At 69.1% G+C, this 22,973-nt stretch carries 24 protein-coding genes and 1 tRNA gene; 6 read left to right on the top strand and 19 right to left on the bottom strand.

From position 1 onward, the window contains the following. Nucleotides 1-247: 247 nt before the first annotated feature. From KF903_RS11775 to KF903_RS11815, 9 genes are all read right to left on the bottom strand, one after another. A complete protein-coding gene (locus KF903_RS11775) occupies nt 248-1,105 on the bottom strand; it encodes a sulfurtransferase (protein ID WP_291214992.1) in 858 nt (285 codons plus the stop codon). Further along, nucleotides 1,102-1,713 (bottom strand): CoA pyrophosphatase, encoded by a 612-nt coding sequence (locus KF903_RS11780; RefSeq protein WP_291214995.1) that lies wholly within the window; start codon nt 1,711-1,713, stop codon nt 1,102-1,104. Before KF903_RS11780 ends, KF903_RS11775 begins: the two co-directional genes overlap by 4 nt. Beyond that, nucleotides 1,710-1,904 carry a DUF1289 domain-containing protein gene (locus tag KF903_RS11785; RefSeq protein ID WP_291214998.1) on the bottom strand — a complete coding sequence of 65 codons (195 nt, stop codon included), beginning with the start codon at nt 1,902-1,904 and terminating at the stop codon, nt 1,710-1,712. Before KF903_RS11785 ends, KF903_RS11780 begins: the two co-directional genes overlap by 4 nt. A gap of 179 nt (nt 1,905-2,083) precedes the next feature. Beyond that, complete coding sequence (locus KF903_RS11790) at nt 2,084-2,734, bottom strand: FKBP-type peptidyl-prolyl cis-trans isomerase N-terminal domain-containing protein (protein WP_291215000.1); 651 nt, start codon at nt 2,732-2,734, stop codon at nt 2,084-2,086. 168 nt (nt 2,735-2,902) lie between these two features. Beyond that, the gene (locus KF903_RS11795) at nt 2,903-3,766 is read right to left on the bottom strand and encodes a DUF1684 domain-containing protein (RefSeq protein ID WP_291215136.1); all 864 of its coding nucleotides are present in this window, start codon (nt 3,764-3,766) and stop codon (nt 2,903-2,905) included. Nucleotides 3,767-3,901: 135 nt separating this feature from the next. After that, on the bottom strand, nt 3,902-5,695 hold the full coding sequence (gene mutL / locus KF903_RS11800) for a DNA mismatch repair endonuclease MutL (protein WP_291215003.1): 1,794 nt from the start codon (nt 5,693-5,695) through the stop codon (nt 3,902-3,904). 44 nt (nt 5,696-5,739) lie between these two features. Then, nucleotides 5,740-7,104: an N-acetylmuramoyl-L-alanine amidase gene (locus KF903_RS11805; RefSeq protein ID WP_291215005.1), complete on the bottom strand. Its 1,365-nt coding sequence runs from the start codon at nt 7,102-7,104 to the stop codon at nt 5,740-5,742. Between the two features lie 189 nt (nt 7,105-7,293). After that, the gene (gene tsaE / locus KF903_RS11810; RefSeq protein ID WP_291215006.1) at nt 7,294-7,767 is read right to left on the bottom strand and encodes a tRNA (adenosine(37)-N6)-threonylcarbamoyltransferase complex ATPase subunit type 1 TsaE; all 474 of its coding nucleotides are present in this window, start codon (nt 7,765-7,767) and stop codon (nt 7,294-7,296) included. Beyond that, complete coding sequence (locus tag KF903_RS11815) at nt 7,764-9,254, bottom strand: NAD(P)H-hydrate dehydratase (RefSeq protein WP_291215007.1); 1,491 nt, start codon at nt 9,252-9,254, stop codon at nt 7,764-7,766. Before KF903_RS11815 ends, tsaE begins: the two co-directional genes overlap by 4 nt. Before the next feature lie 50 nt (nt 9,255-9,304). Here KF903_RS11815 and queG point away from each other — a divergent pair, with 50 nt between their 5' ends. Continuing rightward, nucleotides 9,305-10,378 carry a tRNA epoxyqueuosine(34) reductase QueG gene (gene queG / locus KF903_RS11820; protein WP_291215010.1) on the top strand — a complete coding sequence of 358 codons (1,074 nt, stop codon included), beginning with the start codon at nt 9,305-9,307 and terminating at the stop codon, nt 10,376-10,378. 31 nt (nt 10,379-10,409) lie between these two features. Here the strand turns inward: queG and KF903_RS11825 are convergent, their stop codons facing one another. The 6 genes from KF903_RS11825 to pcnB all read right to left on the bottom strand — a co-directional run bounded on the left by KF903_RS11825 (nt 10,410) and on the right by pcnB (nt 15,430). Further along, nucleotides 10,410-10,949: a cytochrome b gene (locus KF903_RS11825; RefSeq protein ID WP_291215012.1), complete on the bottom strand. Its 540-nt coding sequence runs from the start codon at nt 10,947-10,949 to the stop codon at nt 10,410-10,412. 144 nt (nt 10,950-11,093) lie between these two features. After that, nucleotides 11,094-11,477: an aspartate 1-decarboxylase gene (gene panD / locus KF903_RS11830; RefSeq protein ID WP_291215015.1), complete on the bottom strand. Its 384-nt coding sequence runs from the start codon at nt 11,475-11,477 to the stop codon at nt 11,094-11,096. Nucleotides 11,478-11,873: 396 nt separating this feature from the next. Further along, entirely contained in the window at nt 11,874-12,287 is a 414-nt protein-coding gene (locus KF903_RS11835) for a hypothetical protein (RefSeq protein ID WP_291215018.1), read from the bottom strand. A gap of 52 nt (nt 12,288-12,339) precedes the next feature. Beyond that, a complete protein-coding gene (panC, locus tag KF903_RS11840; protein ID WP_291215021.1) occupies nt 12,340-13,194 on the bottom strand; it encodes a pantoate--beta-alanine ligase in 855 nt (284 codons plus the stop codon). Further along, entirely contained in the window at nt 13,194-14,009 is an 816-nt protein-coding gene (gene panB / locus KF903_RS11845) for a 3-methyl-2-oxobutanoate hydroxymethyltransferase (RefSeq protein WP_291215023.1), read from the bottom strand. The genes panC and panB overlap by 1 nt, the downstream gene beginning before the upstream one ends. Before the next feature lie 77 nt (nt 14,010-14,086). Then, the gene (gene pcnB / locus KF903_RS11850) at nt 14,087-15,430 is read right to left on the bottom strand and encodes a polynucleotide adenylyltransferase PcnB (protein WP_291215027.1); all 1,344 of its coding nucleotides are present in this window, start codon (nt 15,428-15,430) and stop codon (nt 14,087-14,089) included. A 107-nt stretch (nt 15,431-15,537) separates the two neighbouring features. Here pcnB and KF903_RS11855 point away from each other — a divergent pair. Beyond that, nucleotides 15,538-15,613, top strand: a tRNA-Glu gene (locus KF903_RS11855). 156 nt (nt 15,614-15,769) lie between these two features. After that, nucleotides 15,770-16,093, top strand: a complete 324-nt coding sequence (gene fdxA, locus KF903_RS11860) for a ferredoxin FdxA (RefSeq protein WP_291215029.1) — start codon at nt 15,770-15,772, stop codon at nt 16,091-16,093. 50 nt (nt 16,094-16,143) lie between these two features. Here the strand turns inward: fdxA and KF903_RS11865 are convergent, their stop codons facing one another. Both KF903_RS11865 and dapA read right to left on the bottom strand, forming a co-directional pair. Beyond that, nucleotides 16,144-16,746 carry a hypothetical protein gene (locus KF903_RS11865; RefSeq protein WP_291215031.1) on the bottom strand — a complete coding sequence of 201 codons (603 nt, stop codon included), beginning with the start codon at nt 16,744-16,746 and terminating at the stop codon, nt 16,144-16,146. Between the two features lie 52 nt (nt 16,747-16,798). Next, nucleotides 16,799-17,710, bottom strand: coding sequence for a 4-hydroxy-tetrahydrodipicolinate synthase (gene dapA / locus KF903_RS11870; protein WP_291215033.1), 912 nt, complete (start codon nt 17,708-17,710; stop codon nt 16,799-16,801). Between the two features lie 185 nt (nt 17,711-17,895). Between dapA and KF903_RS11875 the strand changes: the two genes are divergently transcribed. From KF903_RS11875 to KF903_RS11885, 3 genes are all read left to right on the top strand, one after another. Then, on the top strand, nt 17,896-18,483 hold the full coding sequence (locus KF903_RS11875; protein WP_291215035.1) for a glycine cleavage system protein R: 588 nt from the start codon (nt 17,896-17,898) through the stop codon (nt 18,481-18,483). 2 nt (nt 18,484-18,485) lie between these two features. Next, nucleotides 18,486-18,947, top strand: a complete 462-nt coding sequence (locus tag KF903_RS11880) for a peroxiredoxin (protein WP_291215038.1) — start codon at nt 18,486-18,488, stop codon at nt 18,945-18,947. 79 nt (nt 18,948-19,026) lie between these two features. Further along, the gene (locus KF903_RS11885) at nt 19,027-20,424 is read left to right on the top strand and encodes a PhoH family protein (RefSeq protein WP_291215041.1); all 1,398 of its coding nucleotides are present in this window, start codon (nt 19,027-19,029) and stop codon (nt 20,422-20,424) included. Nucleotides 20,425-20,483: 59 nt separating this feature from the next. Here the strand turns inward: KF903_RS11885 and KF903_RS11890 are convergent, their stop codons facing one another. Then, nucleotides 20,484-21,626, bottom strand: a complete 1,143-nt coding sequence (locus tag KF903_RS11890; RefSeq protein WP_291215043.1) for a hypothetical protein — start codon at nt 21,624-21,626, stop codon at nt 20,484-20,486. 229 nt (nt 21,627-21,855) lie between these two features. Beyond that, nucleotides 21,856-22,866, bottom strand: coding sequence for an isocitrate dehydrogenase (locus tag KF903_RS11895; protein WP_291215045.1), 1,011 nt, complete (start codon nt 22,864-22,866; stop codon nt 21,856-21,858). Between the last annotated feature and the right edge of the window lie 107 nt (nt 22,867-22,973).

Genomic DNA, 22,973 nt, shown 5'->3' on the forward strand with positions numbered 1-22,973 from the left:
CAAACAAGGAAAAGGAACCGGCCCGCAGGGCAGCGGGACGAACCCATCAGGGACGTGAGTCGGTTGTCGCGATCCGCGATCAGAACCTGGCGATCACCACACACACGCAGTGGAGCGCGGCGAGCGTCCCTTGCGGCCTGCCGGCCAGCTCGCCCCACGGGCGGGGAAGCAACCAGCCGACGAGCGAGCAGACCATCGCCAGCAGCGACCACAGGCCGCGACCGGGCGACGACCTGCGCCGCTGGGCCTAGCCCGCGTCGCCGGTGGCGACCGGTCGCGCCGGATCGCTGATCCAGCCGCTCCACGATGGCGCGAACACGCGCGAACCGGTCAGCCCGGCGTATTCCATCGCCAGCAGGTTGTGGCAGGCAGTGACGCCCGAGCCACACGAGTGCACCACCGCGCCGGCCGCATACGGCCCCAGCAGCGCCGTGAATTCGCGGCGCAACTGATCGGCCGGCTTGAAGCGGCCGTTGCCGTCGAGGTTGTCGGCAAACGGCCGGTTGCGCGCGCCGGGAATGTGGCCGCCGACGCGGTCGAGCGGCTCCTCGTCGCCACGGAATCGGCTCGGTCCGCGCGCATCGAGCAGGCAGATGTCGCGTGCTGCGAGGTGGCGCTGCAATTCGTCGTAGCCGACCAGCGCCGCGGCGTCGAATTGCACCTCCACGGCACTCGCGGCTGCCGTCACCGTGCCAGCCTCCTGCGCCAGCCCGGCCGCCAGCCACGCGCCCCAGCCGCCATCGAGGACCTGCGCCGCGCGCTCGCCGATCAGGCGCAGCATCCACCACAGCCGCGCCGCCGCCAGGGCGCCACCGGCCGCGTCGTAGGCCACCACGCGCCGCCCCGGTCGCCAGCCCCAACGTGACAGCGTGGCCGCGAAGCGGGCGGCGTCAGGCAAGGGATGGCGACCCTGGCCCTGGCGCGTGTGGTCGGACAGGTCGCGATCCAGATGCGCGTAGACCGCGCCGGGGACATGCGCGGCCTGATGGTCGCGCTCGCCCTTGCCGGGATCGGACAGCTCGAAGCGGCAATCGACGACGAGCACCTCGCCGCCGGGCAGCAGCGCGGCCAGTTCGCTGGCGGAAATGAGCGGTGTGACGGTCATGGCGAACGCTCCAGGCGGTCGATGAGGTTCTTGAGCATGGCTGCGGTCGCGCCCCAGATGCGGCGTCCCTGCCATTCCAGCACATGGATGTCGCGGTCGCGGCCGCGCCAGTGGATCGTCTCGCAGCGCAACGCGCGTGGCTCGAGGATCACGCCCAGCGGCACTTCGAAGGCATCGTCGACTTCGCTGCGCTGCAGGCGCAAATGGTAATCCCCGCGCACGAAACCGGCGACTGGCGTCACGCTGAATCCCGACACGGTGTCGAGGCGGTCGAGGAAGCCGAACGGTTCCACCGCATCGACCTGGATGCCGGTTTCCTCGTGCGTCTCGCGCAGCGCCGTGGCGATGATGCCGGCGTCGCCGGCATCGACCGCGCCGCCGGGAAAGCTGATCTGTCCCGCATGTTGGCGCAGGCTCGCCGCACGCTGCGTGAACAGCAGCGACAGCGCGTCGCCGCGGCGCACGAACGGCACCAGCACGGCCGCTTCGCGATGCTGCGTGTCGCCCTCGAACAGGTCCGCCAGTTCGGGCGCATTCCAGCCTGGCGTGGTGGGCGGGTTGGAGAGCGCGCGCACCGCCCGCCGCAGACGCTCCACCTCGAGGTTCATGACGCGGCGCCCGAACCGCCGCGACGCGCCGGCAGGATCTCGTCCATCAGGCGGCGCCGTTCGGAGTCGTCCAACTCGCGCCAGCGCGCGATCTCGGCCCCCGTGCGGCGGCAACCCACGCACAAGCCGTCGGCGCCCAATTCGCAGATGCCGATGCAGGGCGTGGCGATGCGCGCGGCGGGGACGTTCATCGGGTTCCTCGAAATGCCAACGCCGCGACGGGCGCGGCGTTGGCGGGACAACGGGGCGGTACGCGCGCTTGCAGCGCGATCGGCCGCCATGCAGCGGACGGGTTCAGGTCAGGCCCAGCGGCGCCCGCTGCCGACGGCGCGCACTGCCACCGGCTGATCCCGCCGACGCCATGCCGGCGTCACTTGACGTCGACGATCTTGATTTCCCACACGTAGACCTGGTTGCCCGAGGCCGGATCCGGCGGCAGGTAGGCCATCCAGTGGTCGCCCACGCGCATCTTCTGGATCACGTCGACCAGCGCCTTGGAACCGAACAGGTTGCCCATCTCCGACACCTTGGCCTTGATCGGCTCGCCGACGAAGGAGCTGCGGATCTCGCGGCCGCTCGTGAGCGACACGCGCACATGGAACGTGACCTCGCTGTTGGGCGTGATGGCGCGGCCATTGCCGGCGTCGATCACGCGGTACTGGGTGCCGTCGGGCATCGCCACGATGCCCTGCTTGGAGCGGTTCGAGGCCAGGAACGCATCGGCTTCGCGCTTGTTGTCGGCCAGTTCCTTGTCCTGTGCGGCCTTCATCTTCTGCTCGTACTTCTGCACCGCTTCCTGCATTGCGGCGACCGGCACGGTCGGCTCGCGGCCGGCGAAGGCGTCCTGCACGGCCTTGGTGAAGGTGGCGATGTCCACGTCCTGCTTCTGCGCCGACAGGCGCGAACCCATCTGGAAGCCCATCGCGTACGACAGCTTGCCCTTGTCCGACGTGGTGTCCTGCGCGAACGCGGACCCTGCAACCAGCAACGCCGCGAGGGCGAGTGACCAACCGAGCTTCATGCGTGTGTCTCCGAGTGAATGGTCATGCGGCCGCCGCGGCGCGGCGAGCCAAACAAAGCGGGCTAGTGTACCCGAGCCGCGCGGCGCGCCCAACCGGTGCCTCGCGGGCGCCCGGACTGGCCGGCCGCCGCACATCTTGCCGATCGCGCCTGAACCGGACCCGCCCCGTCAGTGCGGCCCGCCCGCATATTTCTTCTCGCCGGCGGTCACGCGTAGGTCGAGGCGGTTCCCGGGCGGCGCCAGCGGACAGGTCGCGAACGCCGTGAACGCGCATGGCGGGTTGTAGGCCTGGTTGAAGTCGAGCACGATCTTGCCGTCGCGCGGCATGTCCGCGTACAGGAAGCGCGCCGCGCCATAGGTTTCCTTGCCGCTGGTGCGGTCGGCGAAGATCAGGAACAGCTGCGTGTCGCCGGGTACTTCGATCACGGGCAGCAGTTCGAAGGTCTTGCCGTCACGCTCGAACACGGCCTTGCCCGGCACCGGATAGCTGTCCATCTGCCCGAGCACATTGGGCGTCTCGAGCGTGTGCGGCGGCTCGAACGGCACCCAGCGCGCCTCGATGCGCCAGCTCGGGTCGATCGGGAACGACTCGATGCCACGGAACTGCGTGCGCGTGGCGGCCTGGCTGTCCTTGACGCGCAGCCCTTTGCGGCCGTTGCGATCGATCAGGTAGAAGCTGACCGGGCCGGCGGCGACCGTGGTCGGATGTTCATGCGAATCGTCGAGCAGCTCGGCCGAGCTGCGGGCCTTGCCGTCGATCGTGGCCTTGGCCCGGCGATCGAGCTTGAACGTGGCCTTGCCATGATCGAGCGTGACTACGCCGAAATGCGCCGGGCCGACGCCGAGCACGAGGTCGTTGTCAGTGGCGCTGCCGATGCGGTTGGCGCCGTCCTTGAGCCAATGCAGGCCGGCCAGGCTGAGCCAGCCATCGGGCGCGGTCAGGCGCTGCAGGCGACCCTGGCGCCACTGCTCGATCTGCTTGATGTAGTCGGAACTGGCGGACGGCGTGGACTCGACCTTGGCGGACATCATTTGCACTCCGGCGAAACCCGCGACGAGCAACGCGGCGGTCTTCAACATCAGCATGGATGGATCCTCATGTGTCGCGCGAACGCGACGGCTGGCCGCACAGGGTCGAAAAACACCTGTGCAAAGTCAATTGCCGCTTCAGCGCCCGCGCAGGAACAGGCGGTCCAGATCGGCGATCGCCAACTGCACCCAGGTTGGCCGACCGTGGTTGCACTGGGCCGAGCGCTCGGTCGCTTCCATCTCGCGCAGCAGCGCGTTCATCTCGGGAATCGTCAGCCGGCGGTTGGCGCGCACCGAACCGTGGCAGGCCATCGTCGCCAGCAGTTCGTTGCTGCTTTCCTCGACGCGACGCGACTGGCCATGCACGGCGAGGTCGGCGATCACGTCGCGCACGAGTCCGGTCACGTCGGCACCATCGAGCAACACCGGGATGCGTCGCACCAGCACGCCCTGCGGGCCGCTGCGCACCACATCGAAGCCGAGCTCGGCGAACCGCGCCTGCTGCTCCTCGACGATGGCCGCCTCGCGCTCGCTCAGTGCCAGCGCGAGCGGCACCAGCAGCAGCTGCGAACGGATGCCCTCGCCTGCGCAGGCGTCCTTGAGCCTCTCGTAGGTGATGCGCTCGTGGGCGGCATGCATGTCGACCAGCACCAGTCCGTGCGCATTCTCGGCCAGCACGTAGATGCCATGCAGTTGCGCCAGCGCAAACCCGAGCGGCGGCACCTGCGTGTCATCGCTCGCTGCCAGCGTGGCCGTGGTGGGCGGTGCCGCCGGCAAACCGGGCGCTGCGCCCGGCGCCCGCCCAAGCAGGGCCGCATAGTCGGCCAGCGGCTCGCGCACACCCAGACCGAGCCCACCCTGGGCCGGCGCGTAGGCGCGCGCTGGCAGCGTGGCGGGCGGCGCGTCCGCAGCGGCCGGCAGCACCGCGCCCGCGCGTGCATGCGCGAGCGCCTCGTCGAGCGTGCGATAGAGAAAGTCGTGCACGAGCCGCCCGGCGCGGAAACGGACCTCGTGCTTGGCCGGGTGCACGTTGACGTCGACCAGCGCGGGATCGAGCTCGAGGAACAGCACGAAGGCCGCGTGGCGGCCGTGGAACAGCACGTCGGCATAGGCCTGGCGCACCGCATGCGCCACCAGACGGTCGCGCACGAGGCGGCCGTTGACGTGGAAATACTGCTGGTCGGCCTGCGCGCGCGAGGCGGTGGGCAGACCGACCCAGCCGTGCAGGTGCAGCCCGGCCGCGGCGTGGTCGACGCGCAGGCTGTTGGCGACGAATGGCGCGCCGAGCACATCGGCCAGGCGCCGCTCGAGCTCGGCCGCCTCGCGCACGGGCTTGAACCAGCGCACCGACTTGCCGTTGTGGCCAAGGCGGAACTCGACCGCGGGCCGCGCCAGCGCCATCGACTTGACCCACTCCTCGACATGGCCGAACTCGGTGCGTTCGGCGCGCAGGAACTTGCGTCGAGCGGGCAGGTTGTAGAACAGGTCGCGCACCTCGACCGCGCTGCCCGGCGCATGCTGCGCCGGCATCGGCGCGCGCGACCGGCCAGCGTCGATCTCGATGCGCCACGCCACCTCGCTGCCGCGGCGGCGCGAGGTCAGCGCAAAGCGCGACACCGAAGCGATCGACGGCAAGGCCTCGCCGCGGAACCCGAGTGTCGCGACGTGCTCGAGGTCGTCGAAACTGCCGATCTTGCTGGTTGCGTGCGCGCTCACGGCGAGTGGCAGGTCGTCCGGCTCGATGCCTTCGCCATCGTCGCGCACGCGGATCAGCCGCATGCCGCCCTGTTCGAGATCGATGTCGATGCGCTGCGCACCGGCATCGAGGCTGTTCTCGACCAGTTCCTTGACCACCGAGGCGGGACGCTCGATGACCTCGCCGGCGGCGATCTGGTTGACGAGTTCGGGCGGCAGCGGATGGATGCGGGACATGGGCGATGCGGCGACGGCCCCGCATCATACCCGATGGTTCAGCCTCAACCGGACGGGATTTCCAGCACCGCGCCCACGCGCACGCGGTCGCTCGCGAGAGCGTTGGCGGCGCGCAGCTGCGTCAGGCTGACGCCATGCGCCTGCGCGATCGCGCTCAGTGTCTCGCCACGCCGCACCACGTAGCGCGCGGGCTTCTTCGCCGGCTTCGCGGCCGCCACCGCTGCCACTTCGCCCTTGCCGCGCGCGGCCTGCTGCGCAAACAGCGTGCCCGGCGGCGGGCTGGCCTGGAAATAGGCGCGCACGCCATCGAGGATCGCGTCGGCGAGCTTGTCGCGATGGCGCGGATCGGTGAGGCGTGCTTCCTCGGCCGGATTGGTGATGAAGGCCGTCTCGACGAGCACCGAGGGCACATCGGGCGAGCGCAACACGACGAAGTTGGCGCGTTCGACGTAGTGACGATGGGTCGGGCCGAGCTTGCGCAGCGCCTGCAGCACCTGCTCGGCGACCGCATTGCTGGCGCCCATGGTGGCGCCCTGCGACAGGTCGAGCAGCACCTTGGCCAGGGTGTCGTCCTTGTCGTCGAGCGAGATGCCGCCGACGAGGTCGGCGCGATTCTCGCGGTCGGCCAGCCAACGCGCGGCTTCGCTGCTGGCGCCGCGCGGCGACAGCACCCACACCGACGATCCGCGCGCGTCACTGTTGGTGAAGGCGTCGGCGTGGATCGAGATGAACAGGTCGGCCTTGGCCTTGCGTGCCTTCAGGTAACGCTCTTCCAGCGGGATGAAGTAATCGCCATCGCGCGTGAGCTCGGCGCTCATGCCGGGCGCCGCGTCGATCACCTGCTTGAGCTGGCGCGCCACCGCGAGCGTGATGGTCTTCTCGCGCGTGCCGCTGGCGCCGATCGCACCCGGATCATCGCCGCCATGCCCGGCGTCGATCGCGACGATGACCTTGCGCGGCTGGCCGGTGGCGACATCGGCCACGCTCTTGACCGGCGCCGGCTTGGCCGCGCTGGCCGGATACAGGTCAACCACGAGCCGGTAGCCGAATTTGTCGGCCGGCGGCAACAGGAAGGTCTTGGGCTGCACGCCATCGGCGAGGTCGAACACGATGCGCGTGTCGTCCTTGCCTTGGCGACCGGCGCGCAGGCCCTTGAGCACGCCGACGCTGGCCGGCGTGGTGAAGTCGCTGCCCAGGCGGCTGTCGCGCAGGTCGAGCACGAGCCGCTCGGGCTTGCTCAGGCGCAGCAGTTTGTAGTCGACGCGCGAGGACACATCGAACACCACACGCGTGGATTCGGGCCCGGCCCAAACGCGCGAGGACTGCACCTCGGCGGCCTGCAGGCTGCCGCCTGCGCCCAGCGCAGCCAGACCGATCCCGAGCCAGCGATGGCGTGCGAATCCCCACATGGCGCGTATTCAACCCGAATCGGACCTGGAAATGCAAGCATTTTTCCTTGCAAATCCGCTAGCTGCAAAATGTTCGTGAACGCTCGTCGAGGATATGGCCGGCGCTCGGCTGCGCGCGCCCGGCCGCCATCGAGCGCCGCCCCGGCGCACCCCGGGCACGAACGGACCGCGCCGCGATGGCGGCGCGCTTCAGTGCCGCGCCAGCAAGCCCGCGTCGGCGAGCAGCTGCCTGCCGCGCGCCGTGGCGTCGATCGACAGGTCACGCCGTCCACCCGCATGGTGCAGATGCACGATCAGGTCGGGCATCGGCAGCAGGCCGGCGCCGCGCTCGGGCCACTCCACCACGAGCAGCGCCGTCGGGTCGGCCAGTTCGCCCAGTCCAAGCCATTCGAGCTCCTGCGGATCGGCGATGCGATACAGGTCCAGATGATGGATGTCGCGCTGCGCGACGCGATACGACTCGATCAGGCTGTAGGTGGGGCTCTTGACTCGCTCGCCCACGCCGAGCGCCTTGAGCAGGGCGCGTGCGAACGTGGTCTTGCCGGCACCGAGCTCGCCGCGCAGATGCACGACGGCGCCGCCACGCAGCGCCGGCGCGAGGCGCTGCGCGAGGGCGACCAGCGCGGCTTCGTCGAGGTTCTGCAACTGCACGGCCGCGTTCATGCGTCGAGTCCGTTGAGCACGCGCCGCAGGCATGGCCACAGGTCGCGGGCAACGAGTCCGCGCATGCCTTCGCGCGCGGCCAGGTCGCCCGCGCGCGCGTGGGCGGCGACGCCGACGCAGGCCGCATCCCACGCGGCCAGACCCTGCGCCATCAATGCGGCGATGACACCCGTGAGCACGTCGCCAGTGCCGCCGCTGGCCATGCCCGCGTTGCCCCACCGACACACTGCGATGCGCCCGTCGGGTGCGGCGACGAGACTGCCGCTGCCCTTGAGCACGGCCACGCAGTCGTGGCGCTGCGCGAGCGCACGCACCGCCGCGAAACGATCGGCCTGAACGCTGCCGACCGGGCAACCGAGCAGGCGCGCGGCCTCGCCCGGATGCGGCGTGATCACGCTCGCCGCGCCGAGCGCACGCGGCGCGCGGGCCAGCAGGTTGAGCGCATCGGCATCGACGACCTGCGGCCTGGCACTGGCCAGCGCGCGCGCGAGCAGGTGCTGCGACCATTCGCTGCCGCCGAGGCCGGGACCGAGCGCAAGCACGCTGGCGCGCGCGAGCAGCGCGTCGAAGTCCTCTGCCGTCTCGACACCGCGCGCCATCGCCTCGGGCAGCGCGGCATTGAGCGCTGCGACATGCGCGCTGCGCGTGGCCACGCTGACCAGGCCCGCGCCGCTGCGCAGCGCGGCGCCAGCCGCCAGTTGCACCGCGCCACCATAGCCGGCGTCGCCACCGACCACGAGCACGTGGCCAAAACTGCCCTTGTTGCTGTCGGCGCGCCGGGCCGGCAGGGCGGCAAACACGCCGACGTCGAGCAGCATCGCCTGCGCCGCGAAGCCGGCATGCACGCTCGATGGCAGCTCGAGTAGCGCCAGCTCGCGCGCACCGCAATGATCGGCCGCGGCGCCCGTGAACAGTCCCTGCTTCCAGGCCACGAAGCAGATCGTGGCGTCGGCATGCAGCGCGACGCCGCGCGGCACGCCGCAATCGGCATCGAGTCCCGACGGCACATCGAGCGCGAGCACGCCACCTGCCGCGGCGTTGGCCTGCGCGATGAGCCGCGCCGCCACGCCGTCGACCGCACGCGACAGGCCACTGCCGAACAGGCCATCGACGATGACGTCGGCGGCCGGCAGTTCGGTATCGTCGGTGGCGATCCACAGCGTGCCGCCCGCGGCAAGGTAGGTCGCGCGCGCGCTGGCGGCATCGCCCTGCGACTGTGCGCCGAGCGCCACCGCCAGCACCGACAGGCCAGCCTCGCACGCGAGCGCGCCAAGCAGCAGCGCGTCACCACCGTTGTTGCCGTGGCCGACCAGCAACAGCAGGCGTTGCGCGCGTGGCCAGCGCCGGCGCAGCAGCGCGAAGGCCGCCGCCGCGGCGCGCTGCATCAGCGTGCGGCCGGCAATGGCGTGGCCTTCGATCGCGGCGCGGTCGATGCGTCGCACCTGCTCGGCGCTGTAGAGTGCGCGTTGGCGCGGATCGTCTGTCATCGGCGCATTCTATCGAGCCACCCGCATCCAATGCGCCCGCCAGCCGCCGCATGATCGACCACGTCGCCCTCGTCGAGGACATCCGCCGCTGGGGCACCGAACTGGGCTTCCAGCAGATCGGCGTCGCCGGCATCGAGCTCGGCGAGGACGAAGCGCGTCTGCAGCAATGGCTGCAGGCCGGTCGCCACGGCCAGATGGACTACATGCAGCGCCACGGCGCGCTGCGCGCACGCCCCGCCGAGCTGCAACCGGGCACGCTGCGCGTGATTTCGGCACGCATGGACTACGCGCCGCCCGACATCGCAACGGCCTGGGACGTGCTCGAGGATGGTACGCGCGGCTACGTCTCGCGTTACGCGCTGGGGCGCGACTACCACAAGCTGATCCGCGGCCGCCTGCAGAAGCTCGCCGACCGCATCGCCGCGCAGATCGGCCCGTTCGGCTACCGCGCGTTCACCGATTCGGCACCGGTGCTCGAGAAACCACTGGCGCGCAACGCGGGGCTGGGCTGGGTCGGCAAGCACACCCTGCTCATCCACCGTCAGGCCGGTTCGTATTTTTTCCTCGGCGAAATCCTCACCGATCTGCCGTTGCCGGTGGATGCGCCCGCCAGCGCCCATTGCGGCAGTTGCACGCGCTGCATCGAGGCCTGTCCCACGGGCGCCATCGTCGCTCCCTACCAGCTCGACGCGCGGCGCTGCATTTCGTATCTCACCATCGAGCTGCGCGGCGCGATCCCGCCCGAGCTGCGACCGCTGATCGGCAACCGCATCTTCGGCTGCGACGATTGCCAGCTGGTGTGTCCATGGAACAAGTTCGCGCGGCCAACCGGCGAAGCCGACTTCAGTGAACGTCATGGCCTGGGTCGCAGCGCACTGGTCGAGCTGTTTGCCTGGAGCGAGCAGCAATTCCTGCAGCGCACCGAAGGCATGGCGATCCGCCGCGCCGGTTATGAAGGCTGGCTGCGCAACATCGCCGTTGCGCTGGGCAATGCGCCGACCTCGCCCGCCATCGTCGCCGCGCTGCACACGCGCGCCGACGACCCCTCGGCGGTGGTGCGCGAGCATGTCGCCTGGGCACTGGCGCGCCACGCCCGCGACGACGATCAGGAGCCGGCGCGGTAGGCGCACGGCCGCGAGGCGACGACCGCGCGCGTCACAGCATGCGCTTGAGGGTGTCGTCGCGGCGGATGCGGTGGTGCCAGATCGCGGCGAGGACGTGCAGGCCGATCACCCAGTAGAACGCGGTGCCGATCGCGCCGTGCAGATCCTCCAGCGAATGCGCAAGCGGCTTGTCGACAGGCATCAGGGCCGGCAGCGCAATGCCGGTGAACGGAATCAGCACCTGCTTGCCGTCACTCCACGCGGTCATGATGCCGAGGACCGGCATCACGATGAAGAATGCATACAGCAGCAGGTGCACGGTCTTGGCCACCACGGCGCTGAACCAGTCCAGCGGCGGCGTGATCGCGGGCGCGCCGTTGCGCTTGCGACTGACGAGTCGCCACCACGCGAGCAGGAAGATCGCGATGCCACTCCAGAAATGTCCCTGCATCATCGCACTGCGGCCGGCACTGCCGCGCGGGAACAGGCCACGCTGCTCGATGAGCACGTAGGTCACGAGGATCAGCAGCGCCATCAGCCAATGCAGGCGGCGCAACGTGGGGGCGTAACGCGGGCGGGCTGTCGCATTCATCGCATGACTCCAGTGCTGGGCCCATGCGCGAGGCGCCGGACCGGGATCGACGAGGCGATACCGGCAACGACCGTGCGCTTGGGCGCGCACGGTGTCGCAGGCAGCCGCACCAGCTTAGCGCAGCGCCGGCAATGCCGGCGAGCCTCAGGCGGCGGCCTGCTTGGCGATCGAATGCTTGGTGTGGGTGACCTTGTTGTGGCGATCCACATACACCAGCGTGGGCTGGTAGTGCGCGGCCTCGGCGGCGTCGTACACGCCGTAGGCGCAGATGATGATGATGTCGCCGGGATGGGCGCGATGGGCGGCGGCGCCATTGATCGAGATCGTGCCCGAGCCTTCGTCGGCGCGGATGGCGTAGGTCGAGAAGCGCTCGCCGTTGTTGACGTTGTAGATGTGGATCTGCTCGTACTCACGGATGCCTGCCAGATCGAGCAGGTCGCCATCGATCGCGCAGGAGCCTTCGTAATGAAGCTCGGCCTGGGTGACGTTGGCGCGGTGGATCTTGGCCTTGAGCATGTTGAGCTGCATGGACACTCCGGCGAGCATGTTGCATCGGCGCAACAAACGAGGCCAGAAGTATAGCAAGTGCGCTTGGCGCGTTGCAGCATCCCGCGCCGGATCGCGACAGACGCGCGCAAGTGCTTGCACCAGCACAAAAAAAACCCCCGCGCGAAGATCGCTGCGAGGGTTTCAATTTTGGAGTGACGATTACCTGCGATGCGCCCTGCTGTCGTGAACCCCTGCTGTGAAGCAGGAAATCCGGACGACGTGGGGAGAATACCACAGGCCGCGAACAAAAAGCTACACCCTGTGCATGGGCGCCACACCCGCCTCGCCACGGAGCCTCTTGCGGTCGCCAGGCGGCCACCGGGCGCAGCCGGAATGGCCGCGCCGGATCACGCCATCGGCGCATCGACGCGCCACTCAGAACCAGCCGCGCAGTTTGCCGGCCAGCCACGGCGCCAGTGCAGTGGTCGCCAGCACGAGCAGCCACAGGTTGCCGCCACGCATGTCGCAGGCGGCGAGGATCGCAGCCAACGGCTGGCCGCGCAGCAGGCCGAATCCGACCTCGAAGACGAGTGTCGCCAGCAGCCAGCCGGCACCGACGAGCAACAGCTCGCGCTGGCCGCACCGGCCGAGCCATGGCAGCGCCACCAGCGTCACGCCGATGATGAGCGCGGTGAGCAGCAAGCCGCTCGCCGCGAGCCCGCGCACCGCACCCAGTCGCGGCACCAACACGCTCTCGCGCAGCACGCCGTTGCCGATCGCCAGCAACAGGATCAGCAACCAGATCAGCAGCGCGATGCCGATCAGCCGACCCGTCGTCGCATCACGCATCGTCGTCTCCACTCGGCAGCGCAGGCACGCTCAGCGCCATGCGCGACATCCATCACGACTGGGGCTGGATCAGCGTGTTGTCGATCAGGCGCGTGCTGCCGGCGCGTACCGCCACCAGCGCCACCAGGCCAGTGCGCTCGCCCGGATCGGGCTGGCTGAGGTCGGCGGCGCGTCGCAGTACGGCGTAGTCAGGGCTCAGTCCTGCTGCGGCCAGCGCCGCCGCGGCGGCGCTTTCGACGGCAGCATGCGAGTCACCATTGCGCACGCCCTCGGCCATCGCCAGCAGCGTTGCATGGATCACGCCAGCCTTGGCGCGGGTGGCGGCGTCGAGGTATTGGTTGCGCGAACTCATGGCCAGGCCATGGGCCTCGCGCACGATCGGCGCGGCGACGATCTCGAGCGGAAAAGCCAGGTCGCGCACCAGCCGCCGGATGACGAGCAACTGCTGGTAGTCCTTCTGGCCGAACACCGCGACATCGGCCTGCACGAGGTTGAACAACTTGCCGACCACGGTGGCCACGCCGTCGAAGTGTCCGGGTCGCAAGGCACCTTCGAGCGTGGCGCCAACCACCGGCACACTGATCTTCACGCACTGCTCGACGCCGTAGGGATAGACCTCCTCGACGCTGGGCAGGAACAGCAGATCGCAGCCCGCTTCCTGCAGGCCCGCAGCGTCGGCATCGGGACTGCGCGGATAGCGCGCGAAGTCTTCGTTGGGGCCGAACTGGGTCGGGTTGACGAACACGCTGGCGACCACGCAATCGGCGTGTTCGCGCGCGAGGCGCAGCAACGAGTAGTGCCCCTCGTGCAAGTTGCCCATGGTCGGCACGAAGCCGACGCGATGGCCGGCACGCCGTGCCGCCGCCAGGCGCTGGCGCAGTTGCGCAATGGTGCGTGCGGTCTGCATCAGTAGCTGTGTTCGGGGCCGGGGAAACTGCCGGCGCGCACGGCTTGCACGTAGGCGGCGATCGCGGCGGGAATCGAGCCGCTGTCGGCAAGAAAGTCCTTGCTGAAGCGCGGCCGCTTGCCCGGCGTGATGCCAAGCAGGTCATGCATGACGAGAATCTGGCCGTCGCACTGCGGGCCGGCACCGATACCGATCACCGGGATCGTCAGTTCGCCGCTGATCTCGGCCGCGAGCCGCGCCGGCACGCATTCGAGCACCAGCAGTTGTGCACCGGCGGCCTGCACGCGCCGCGCGTCCTCGCGCAGGCGCTGCGCAGCAGCCTCGTCACGCCCCTGCACCCGGTAGGCGCCGAGCCGATTGATCGATTGCGGAGTCAGGCCCAGGTGCGCGCACACCGGAATCTCGCGCGAGGACAGCGCCGCGATCACCTCGCAGACCCAGTCGGCGCCTTCGAGCTTGACCATCGCCGCGCCCGCTTCGGCGACGAGTCGCGTGGCGTTGGTGAACGCGGTCGGCACGTCGCGATAGGCCATGAACGGCAGGTCGGCGACGAGGAAGGCGCGGCGCAGGCCGCGCGCGACGCAGCGGCAATGGTAGACCATCGCATCCATCGTCACCGCCAGCGTGCTGGCGTGGCCCTGCACCACCATGCCCAGCGAATCGCCGACCAGCACGAGATCGACGCCGGCCTCGTCCGCGCGCGCGGCGATGCTCGCTTCATAGGCGGTCACGCAGGCGATGCGCGTACCGCTGTGCTTGCGCAGCGCGAGATCGGGCAGGCTGATCGGCGTGGTGTCGGAGTCGTTGGCGTACATCGTATTTGGGCACGGCGCAAAACGCGGCATTATTCCCCTCGCGGGCGAGCAAGCTCAAGCCGCGCAGCGTGGCGTGTCTACTCGGCGCTCTCCGCCAGCGGGGTCGTGGCGGCCTTGCCCTTGCGCCGACGCCGGCGTGGACGCTTGCGCTTGGCTGGCGCCGCGGCGGTCGGCTCGGCGGCGCTGGCCGGCGTCGCCGCGAATTCCTGCGCGAGAGCCTCGTTGCCGAGCGACTGCAGGTGCGTCCACCACGCCGCCAGTTCGTCGATCTGCGCCGATTCACCGCGCCGCAGGACCAGGAAATCGTAGGCGGCGCGAAAGCGCGGATGCTCGAGCAGGCGCAGCGCGCGCTTGCGCGTGCGCTGCTCGAAACGCGACTGCAGGGTCCAGATCTCCTCCACCGCCAGCGTGAAGCGGCGCGGGATCGCCACTCGCTGCGCCTGCTCGCGCAGCACGTGATCGACCGCCTGCGACCACGCGCCCGCCGCATCCGCGCCGCGTTCGATGCCGGCCTGGGCGCGCAGCCGTACCGGGCCCCACAGCATCGCCGCGAACAGGAATGCCGGCGTCACAGGCTTGTCCTCGCGGACCCGCGCATCGGTGTTGGCCAAGGTCTGCTCGAGCAGCGCGCGGAATTGGCCGTCGACATCGGTCTGCAAGGCGCGTGCGGTGGCGGGAAACACGCGTTCGAGGAGGTCGTGGCGCTCCAGCGCATGCAGGCTCGCCAGACCGTAGCCGCCAAGGAACAGTTTGAGCGATTCATCGAACAGGCGGGCCGGCGCGGCCTCGCCCAACAAGGCACCGAGCTCGGCGAACGGCGCTGCCGTGGCCGGTTCAATCGCGAAATCGAGCTTGGCGGCAAGCCGTGCCGCGCGCAGCATGCGCACCGGATCCTCGCGGTAGCGCTGCTGCGGATCGCCGATCAGGCGCAACTGGCGGCGCGCAAGGTCGTCCATGCCACCGACCGCGTCGAGCACGCTGAAATCGGCGATGTCGTAGTACAGCGCATTGATGGTGAAATCGCGGCGCAGCGCATCTTCTTCGATGCTGCCGTAGACGTTGTCGCGCACCAGCCGCCCGTCGACCAGGTGGCGGTCGCCGCTGCCATCGTCACTGCTGCCACGAAAGGTCGCCACCTCGACGATTTCGCGACCGAACACCACGTGCGCGAGGCGGAAGCGCCGACCGATGAGACGGCAGTTGCGGAACAGCGTGCGCACCTGTTCGGGCGTGGCGTCGGTGGCGACGTCGAAGTCCTTGGGCCGATTGCCCAGCAACAGGTCGCGCACGGCGCCGCCGACCAGACAGGCACGAAAGCCGCCCTCGTGCAGCCGGTACAGCACACGCAACGCGCCATTGGAGATGTTCTTGCGCGAGATCGAGTGTTGCGAACGGGGAATGACGCGAAAGACGCCCTGCATGGGCGTGGCTCCATCATCGCTTATCGAAGTCATCCGTCGCTCGCATTCGGGAATATTGCCGCCAGTCGTGCATTGGTTATACTACGCGGCTCCGCGATTCCCAACACGCTCCCTTCGTCTAGTGGTCCAGGACACCGCCCTCTCAAGGCGGGAACACGAGTTCGAACCTCGTAGGGAGCGCCAGCGGATTCCGCGGCGCCGATGCGCGACATTCGCGCCAGTGCCCGTCGCGCGCAGCTGAAGCAGGCGACCGACCGCAGGCCGTGGCGATGCCGCGCTGCACGAGCGGTGCGCGGCGGCGGCAGCGCAGCCTCCCTGATTTCCAAGCAACGGCCCACCATGCCCTACGTGGTCACCGAAAATTGCATTCGCTGCAAATACACCGACTGCGTCGAAGTGTGTCCGGTCGACTGCTTCCACGGCGGGCCGAACTTCCTCGTGATCGACCCCGACGAGTGCATCGACTGCACGCTGTGCGAGCCCGAGTGCCCGGCCAACGCGATCTATCCGGCCGATGACGTGCCCGCCGGGCAGGAAGGCTTCGTCGCGCTCAATGCCGAGCTGGCCAAGGTGTGGCCGGTATTGAACCAGCGCAGTGAACCGGCGAGCGATGCGGCCGCGTGGGACGGCAAGCCCGGCAAGCTCGCCCTGCTGCAACGCTGACACGGCCGCGGTGGCCGCGCGATGCTGCGCGGCCGGCGCGACGCCCAGACTCAGGACAGGCGCTCGCGCAGCGTCTGCAACAGCGCGCGTGCCGCGTCGCGCGCGGCATCGCCATCGGCACCCTCGACACTGACACGGCTGCCAGCACCGGCGGCGCCGACGCGCACGGTCAGTTGCACCTTGGCCGTCACCTTGTTGCCGGCGCGACCAAGCGTGACCGCACGCTTGAACCAGCCCGGCCGCACGGTGGTCTGGCCCGTGGTTTCGACCACGTAACTGGTGGCCGCTTCGTCGCGGCTGAGGATCGTGGCGGCCCCCGAACGCTCCAGCGCCAGGCCGACGCGCGTCCACGTGCTGGCGACGGTGTCGTTCACCGCCAAGCCATCGCCGCCCAGGCTCACGCCACTGGCAACACCGGCCGCCGGTGGCGCGCCGGTCACGGTGCCCGGCACGCTGGCGCCAGCATCGGCGGAGGCGCGCGGTGCGGTCGCGCTGGCAGCCGGAAGCGTCAGCGCCGAGCTGCCATTGGGTGTATCGAGGTCCGGTGGCACTTCGAGCGGCCGCGTTTCGTGCGCGCTCTTGTACTCGTTGGCGCGGCGATCGCTCTGGCGGCTGAAGAAACTGCAGCCGCCGAGCAGGAGGACGGCCGCCATGGCGGCGGGCAATGCGACGATAGCGCGTCTCACGGGCATGTCCGGTCGTAAGTCATCCCGCTAGTCTACCCGAAGCCGCGCTCGCCTCTACCAGGCCGAGGCTGACCAATGCCGCGCGACCCGCCGCGTGATGGCGCGCGTTCAGTGGCAGCAGCGGCAGGCGCAGCTGCGCCTGGCCATGGCCGAGCTGCGCCAGGCACCACTTGAGCGGGATCGGATTGGGTTCGCAGCCGAGCAACGCATACAACGCCTGCAATTCGCCGTCGAGCGCCTGGGCCGCCAGCGGATCGGTGCGACACAGTCGCGCCAGCCGTGCCATGCGTGCCGGGTCGACGTTGGCGGCCACCGACACCACGCCGTCGGCACCCGCCAGCATCGCGCGTGCTGCGCTGGCGTCGTCGCCCGACAGCACGACGAAGTCCGCACCACGCAGCGCCAGCAGCGCCTGCATGCGCGCCGGCTCACTGACTGCCTCCTTGATGCCGACGATGTTGCCGTGCCTGGCCAGGCGCGCCACGGTGTCGGGCAGCATGTCGCAGGCCGTGCGCGAGGGCACGTTGTAGAGCACCACCGGCAGGCCGCCGTGCTCGGCCACCTCGCAGTAGTGCCGGTACAGGCCTTCCTGGGTCGGGCGCACGTAGGGTGGCGTGGCAACGAGCGCGCCATCCACACCCATGTCTCGCGCGCGCTGGGTCTGCGCGATCGTGTTGCGCGTGCCCGACAGGCCCGTGCCGGCCAGTGTCGGCACGCGCCCGCCGACGTGACTCACGCCGGCGGCGAGCAACTGCTCGAATTCGCCGGCATCGAGCATCGCCGCTTCGCCGGTCGAGCCACCGAGCACGATGGCGCTGGTGCCGGCGTCGATCAGATGGTCGATGAGGCCCGCGAATGCAGGCAGGTCGATCGCGTCATCGGATGGACGAAACGGCGTGGCGATGGCGCAGATGCTGCCGGACAGGGGCATGACGGCGGATCCATGGCAGGCGGGCCGACCATGGTACGGGCGCGTGGCGCGACAAGTCCATGCGCAGGCCACGCAAGCGTGCGCGCGCGATGGCGCCGTCGTCGCGGCCGGGTTGCGACCCCTCCGGCACGCCAGTATTCTCATCCGAGCAGTCCATTGCGACCCACCGCCCAGGCAACGCATACGTGAAGCAGGCTGGCAAGCAGACCGAAGCGGCGGGGAACGCGACGCGCCCCGCCTCGAACGAAAACTACCTGCTGGTCAGCGCGTTCGGCAGCCCGGGGCGTTCGCCGCTGGTCGCGCTGAGCCGGCGCATCTCCGAGTGCGGCTGCAATGTGGTCGAGGCGCGCGTGGCGACGCTCGGCAACGAGCTCAGCGTGCAAGTGCTCGCGCAAGGCGCCTGGGACGCGATCGCCAAGCTCGAGAACGCGCTTGCCCGCCTCGACCGTGACGGCGAGCTGCGTCTGACCCACTTCCGCACCAGTGCGCGCCAGCCGCAGTCGACCCTGCTGCCCTACGTGGTCGAGGTGATCGCCGCCGACAAGCCCGGCGTGTTGTTCCAGCTCGCCGATTTCTTCGAGCGCCAGGCGATCACGATCGAACAACTGCAGTCCACGCGCTATCGCGCGATGCAGACCGGCGCCGACATGCTCTCGGCGCAGCTCACGATCGGCATTCCCAATACCACCCACATCGCCGCGCTGCGCGACGATTTCCTCGAGTTCTGCGACGGGCTCAACCTCGACGCGATCATGGATCCGATGAAGTTCTGACCATGATCGACATCGGCGACAAAGCGCCTCGACTCAGCGGAACCATCGATGACGGCACCACGCTGGCGCTGAGCGATCTGCGCGGCAGCCACTGCCTCGTCTACTTCTATCCGAGGGACAACACGCCGGGCTGCACCAACGAGGCGCTGGCCTTTCGCGATCGCTACGCGCAGTTCCGCCGGCACGATTGCGCGATCGTCGGCGTGTCGCGTGACAGCGTGGCCTCGCATGCGCGCTTCCGCGCCCGTCACGCGCTGCCGTTCGCGCTGCTGGCCGATACCGACGAGCGCTGGTGCGAAGCCTTCGCCGTGCTCGGCGAAAAGACGCTGTATGGCCGCAAGACGATCGGTGTGATCCGCAGCAGTTTCCTCATCGACCCCGCTGGCGTGCTCGTCGCGCAATGGCGCAAGGTCAAGGTGCCCGGCCACGCCGATGCCGTGCTGGAGCGGCTGGCACAATCGTGACGGCGCGCCCCGCACCAGGTCCGCATCCGCCGCCCCACCCCGGCGCGGCGACATTCCTCCCACTGCATGAAGGTTCCGCATGACCCGTGGCAAGCGCATCTACGTCCTCGACACCAACGTGCTCATGCACGACCCCACCGCGTTGTTCCGGTTCGAAGAACACGACGTGTTCATCCCGATGACGGTGCTGGAGGAACTCGACGCCGCCAAGAAGGGCACCTCGGAAACGTCGCGCAACGCGCGCCAGGTCAGCCGTTTCCTCAACGAACTCATGCTGGCCGCCAACGGCCGACCGATCGAGGAAGGCGTGGAGCTGCGCTTGCCGCAAGGACTGCAACTGAGCCGGCGCGGCAAGCCGGGGCGGCTGTATTTCCAGACCACCGCCCATGTGGTGGCCGACAAGCGTTCGTCGCACACCTTGCCCGACAACCTCATCCTCGCCGCCGTCGTCGCCGTGCGCGACGCGCGCCCGCGCGAGCGCGTGGTGCTGGTGTCCAAGGACATCAACCTGCGCATCAAGGCCAAGATCTACGGCATTCCGGCCGAGGACTACGAGAACGACCGCGCGCTCGACGACTTCAGCCTGCTCTACAACGGTGTGACGCAGCTGCCGGCCGACTTCTGGGACCGCCACAGCGAACTGCGCTCGTGGTCGGAGCGCGGCCACACCTTCTACGAACTGCGGCGGCGCAAGGGCGAGGACTGGCATCCCAACGAAAACCTGTACCTGGCCGGCGACGATGAAGTCGAGATGCGCGTACTGCAGGTCGATGGCAAGAAGGCCATGTTGCAGATCGTCGACGATTACCGCCACGGCTCGCATACCGTGTGGGGCATCCAGGCACGCAACCGCGAGCAGAACTTCGCGCTCAACGCGCTGATGGATCCCGAGATCGACTTCGTCACCCTGCTCGGAACGGCCGGCACCGGCAAGACGCTGCTGGCGCTGGCCGCCGGCCTGGCCCAGGTCATGGACCAGCAGCGCTACCGCGAGATCATCATGACGCGCGCCACGGTGTCGGTTGGCGAGGACATCGGCTTCCTGCCCGGCACCGAAGAGGAAAAGATGACGCCATGGATGGGCGCGCTCACCGACAACCTCGAAGTGCTGACCAATCCGCAGGAAGGCGGTGCCTGGGGACGTGCCGCCACCAACGATCTGCTCGCCTCGCGCATCAAGATCCGGTCGATGAACTTCATGCGCGGGCGTACCTTCCTCAGCCGCTACGTCATCATCGACGAAGCGCAGAACATGACGCCCAAACAGATGAAAACCCTGGTCACGCGCGCCGGCCCCGGCAGCAAGATCGTGTGTCTTGGCAACGTCGAGCAGATCGACACGCCCTACCTCACCGAGACCACCTCGGGCCTGACCTACGCGGTCGACCGCTTCAAGGACTGGCAGCACAGTGCCCACATCACGCTGCGTCGCGGCGAACGTTCACGCCTGGCCGATTACGCCTCGGAAGTGCTGTAACACGGGATGGTGGCAGTCAGCGCGCTGCGCGGCAGCGCGCTACGCCCGCTGCTGCGCTGTCAGAACCGCGATGACCACAAGGCCTGGAACTCGAACCGTCCGGCGGTGGCATTGGGGCGCGCGACATAGGTCGGCATGAGCAGGTAGTAGGGCGAATCGGCGTAGCTGGCCTGGAAGCTCAGCTGGTTCCACGGTCCGAACGCGCGCGACCAACTGGCCGACAGCATGCGGTTGGCCGTCACCGGCGCCAGTGCCTCGGCCAGCAGGCGCGAGGTCGGCACGGGCTGCTGCCGCGTGGTGTAACGCATCTGCAGGTTGCCCAGCGTGTCGTCGCGCCAGGTCCAGCCCACGCTGTAGATGTCGAGGTCACGCCACGCGAACACCGGGCTCGAGCTGTCGCCGAGCAGGGCGAGGAAGCGGCGCGGCAGATTCTGGCTCGTGAAGGGCCGGATGTCGCTGTACTGCACGCGCTGCAGGCCCGCATCGAGCGAGAAATCGGGCGTGAGCAGCCAGCTCAACGACAGCGTGGCGCTGGCAGGAATATCGAAATCGCCATTGTCGGCGAACACGCCGCGGTAGTTGTTGAACGGCGTCATGCCAACGCGCGACTGCATGCCGACGCTCCAGCGCAACTGCTCGCCGAGCCGGTTGTCGAAGTCGACCCGCGCACCGGCGCCATAGCTCGTCCCGAGCTGGGCGGGTGCCAAGGCCCAACCACCGCCGAGCGTGCCGATGTCGAGGCTGGCAAAGCGCTGGTAGGCGAAGATTCCGGTCAGACGCACGTCGCCGTGCTCACCCCACCGCGTGACCAGGCTGGGCGCGATCACCGTGCGCTGCAGCCCCGCGTTGCCCAAGCCCGTGAACTGCGTGGACTGACCGCCCGGCAGCACGCTCGGCGTGTCGGCGACGAGGCCACTGGCAATCGATATCGACAATTGCGAAGCGCCGCTGCCGCCCGTGCCGAACAGCGAGGGCCGTTGCGCCGGCTCGACGTAACTGTCGAGCACGCCAGGCGCAGCGAACGGCTGCGGCTGGATCGCCCACGAAAATTGCGGCGTGATGCTCGAGCGTGCGTACTCGTGCCAGCGCGCCATCACCGACGAACTGGCGGCCGCCTGCAGTGCATCGGCGGCATGGTTCGGCGTGGCCGCGAGCGGCAACGAAAAAAACGGGAGCGCCAGCCCTGTGCCGAGCGCTCCCATCCATCTCCCCAAGCTGGTTCGCTGTGCCCGCATCGCCCTGCCTGCGGCCTCTGCAGTAAGTTGTGTTGCAATGAGGCGCTATCGTTGGCGAAAACACAACACAAGTCAAGCGCAGCGGTTCACATTTTTGCCACAAAACCCCGCCAGAACGCCTGTTTCATGCCGTTCCCGGCCTGCCGGCGGTGGCGCGATCCGTGTCGCACGAATGCAACAATCGGTGCCGCACGCCTCAGCCGAGGCGTGCCGCGATGGCCCGCGCGAAACCCTGCGTGGTGCCACTGCCGCCAAGGTCGGGGGTGAGCGAGTCGGCCGCTTCCAGGGTGGCGCGGATGGCGTCGCGCAGCCGGCCGGCCAGTGCGGCCTGCTGCAGGTGGTCGAGCATCTGCGCCGCGCCGAGCAGCAGCGCGCACGGATTGGCGATGCCCTTGCCGGCAATGTCAGGGGCCGAGCCATGCACGGCCTCGAAGATCGCCGCGTCGGCACCGATGTTGGCGCCAGGGGCAAGGCCGAGGCCACCGACCAGGCCTGCGCACAGGTCCGAGATGATGTCGCCGAACAGGTTGGTGGTGACGATCACGTCGAACTGTTCGGGGCGCATCACGAGCTGCATGCAACAATTGTCGACGATGAGTTCGTTGCACTCGATCGCGGGATATTGCGCCGCCACCTCACGCGCGACCTTGAGGAACAGCCCCGAGGTCGACTTGAGGATGTTGGCCTTGTGCACCACCGTGACCTTCCTGCGGCCCGTACGCACGGCCAGATCGAAGGCGTAACGCACGATGCGCTCGGAACCACGCCGGGTGATCTTCTGGATCAGCGTGGCGGTGGCGCCGTCCTCCGACACCTGCTGGCCTTCACCGGCATAGGCACCTTCGGTGTTCTCGCGTACGGTGATGAGGTCGACGTTCTGCGCAAACCGCGAGCGCGTGTTCGGAAACGACACCGCCGGCCGCACGTTGGCGTACAGGTCGAAGCGGCGCCGCAGCGCGACATTGATCGAGCTGAAGCCCTCGCCGACCGGCGTCGTGAGCGGACTCTTGAGCGCCACGCGATGTTGTGCGATCGCATCGAGCGTGGCTTGCGGCAGCAATTCGCCGGTCTTCTCGTAGGCCGACAGGCCCGCCTCGACGAATTCGTAGCGCAGGCCGGCGCCGAGTGCGTCGAGCACCTGCAGCGTCGCGTCCATGATTTCGGGGCCAATCCCGTCGCCGCGGATGACCGCGATCGTCGTCGTCATGCGGGGAACTCCAGATCGTTGGGTCGCGCGCGCCCATCGGCTGCGGCGACTGCTGCCGGAACGGACCGTCGACGCGCGCGATTGCGAGAATGAACCGCGGCTGCAGC

This window comes from Dokdonella sp., assembly GCF_019634845.1.
Taxonomy (GTDB): domain Bacteria; phylum Pseudomonadota; class Gammaproteobacteria; order Xanthomonadales; family Rhodanobacteraceae; genus Dokdonella_A.

Bases quoted from the DNA above. Each gene is read 5' to 3' on its own strand.
- KF903_RS11775 (WP_291214992.1), bottom strand. From the start codon at position 1,105: ATGACCGTCACACCGCTCATTTCCGCCAGCGAACTGGCCGCGCTGCTG.
- KF903_RS11780 (WP_291214995.1), bottom strand. From the start codon at position 1,713: ATGAACCTCGAGGTGGAGCGTCTGCGGCGGGCGGTGCGCGCGCTCTCC.
- KF903_RS11785 (WP_291214998.1), bottom strand. From the start codon at position 1,904: ATGAACGTCCCCGCCGCGCGCATCGCCACGCCCTGCATCGGCATCTGC.
- KF903_RS11790 (WP_291215000.1), bottom strand. From the start codon at position 2,734: ATGAAGCTCGGTTGGTCACTCGCCCTCGCGGCGTTGCTGGTTGCAGGG.
- KF903_RS11795 (WP_291215136.1), bottom strand. From the start codon at position 3,766: ATGATGTCCGCCAAGGTCGAGTCCACGCCGTCCGCCAGTTCCGACTAC.
- mutL (WP_291215003.1), bottom strand. From the start codon at position 5,695: ATGTCCCGCATCCATCCGCTGCCGCCCGAACTCGTCAACCAGATCGCC.
- KF903_RS11805 (WP_291215005.1), bottom strand. From the start codon at position 7,104: ATGTGGGGATTCGCACGCCATCGCTGGCTCGGGATCGGTCTGGCTGCG.
- tsaE (WP_291215006.1), bottom strand. From the start codon at position 7,767: ATGAACGCGGCCGTGCAGTTGCAGAACCTCGACGAAGCCGCGCTGGTC.
- KF903_RS11815 (WP_291215007.1), bottom strand. From the start codon at position 9,254: ATGACAGACGATCCGCGCCAACGCGCACTCTACAGCGCCGAGCAGGTG.
- queG (WP_291215010.1), top strand. From the start codon at position 9,305: ATGATCGACCACGTCGCCCTCGTCGAGGACATCCGCCGCTGGGGCACC.
- KF903_RS11825 (WP_291215012.1), bottom strand. From the start codon at position 10,949: ATGAATGCGACAGCCCGCCCGCGTTACGCCCCCACGTTGCGCCGCCTG.
- panD (WP_291215015.1), bottom strand. From the start codon at position 11,477: ATGCAGCTCAACATGCTCAAGGCCAAGATCCACCGCGCCAACGTCACC.
- KF903_RS11835 (WP_291215018.1), bottom strand. From the start codon at position 12,287: ATGCGTGATGCGACGACGGGTCGGCTGATCGGCATCGCGCTGCTGATC.
- panC (WP_291215021.1), bottom strand. From the start codon at position 13,194: ATGCAGACCGCACGCACCATTGCGCAACTGCGCCAGCGCCTGGCGGCG.
- panB (WP_291215023.1), bottom strand. From the start codon at position 14,009: ATGTACGCCAACGACTCCGACACCACGCCGATCAGCCTGCCCGATCTC.
- pcnB (WP_291215027.1), bottom strand. From the start codon at position 15,430: ATGCAGGGCGTCTTTCGCGTCATTCCCCGTTCGCAACACTCGATCTCG.
- fdxA (WP_291215029.1), top strand. From the start codon at position 15,770: ATGCCCTACGTGGTCACCGAAAATTGCATTCGCTGCAAATACACCGAC.
- KF903_RS11865 (WP_291215031.1), bottom strand. From the start codon at position 16,746: ATGGCGGCCGTCCTCCTGCTCGGCGGCTGCAGTTTCTTCAGCCGCCAG.
- dapA (WP_291215033.1), bottom strand. From the start codon at position 17,710: ATGCCCCTGTCCGGCAGCATCTGCGCCATCGCCACGCCGTTTCGTCCA.
- KF903_RS11880 (WP_291215038.1), top strand. From the start codon at position 18,486: ATGATCGACATCGGCGACAAAGCGCCTCGACTCAGCGGAACCATCGAT.
- KF903_RS11885 (WP_291215041.1), top strand. From the start codon at position 19,027: ATGACCCGTGGCAAGCGCATCTACGTCCTCGACACCAACGTGCTCATG.
- KF903_RS11890 (WP_291215043.1), bottom strand. From the start codon at position 21,626: ATGGGAGCGCTCGGCACAGGGCTGGCGCTCCCGTTTTTTTCGTTGCCG.
- KF903_RS11895 (WP_291215045.1), bottom strand. From the start codon at position 22,866: ATGACGACGACGATCGCGGTCATCCGCGGCGACGGGATTGGCCCCGAA.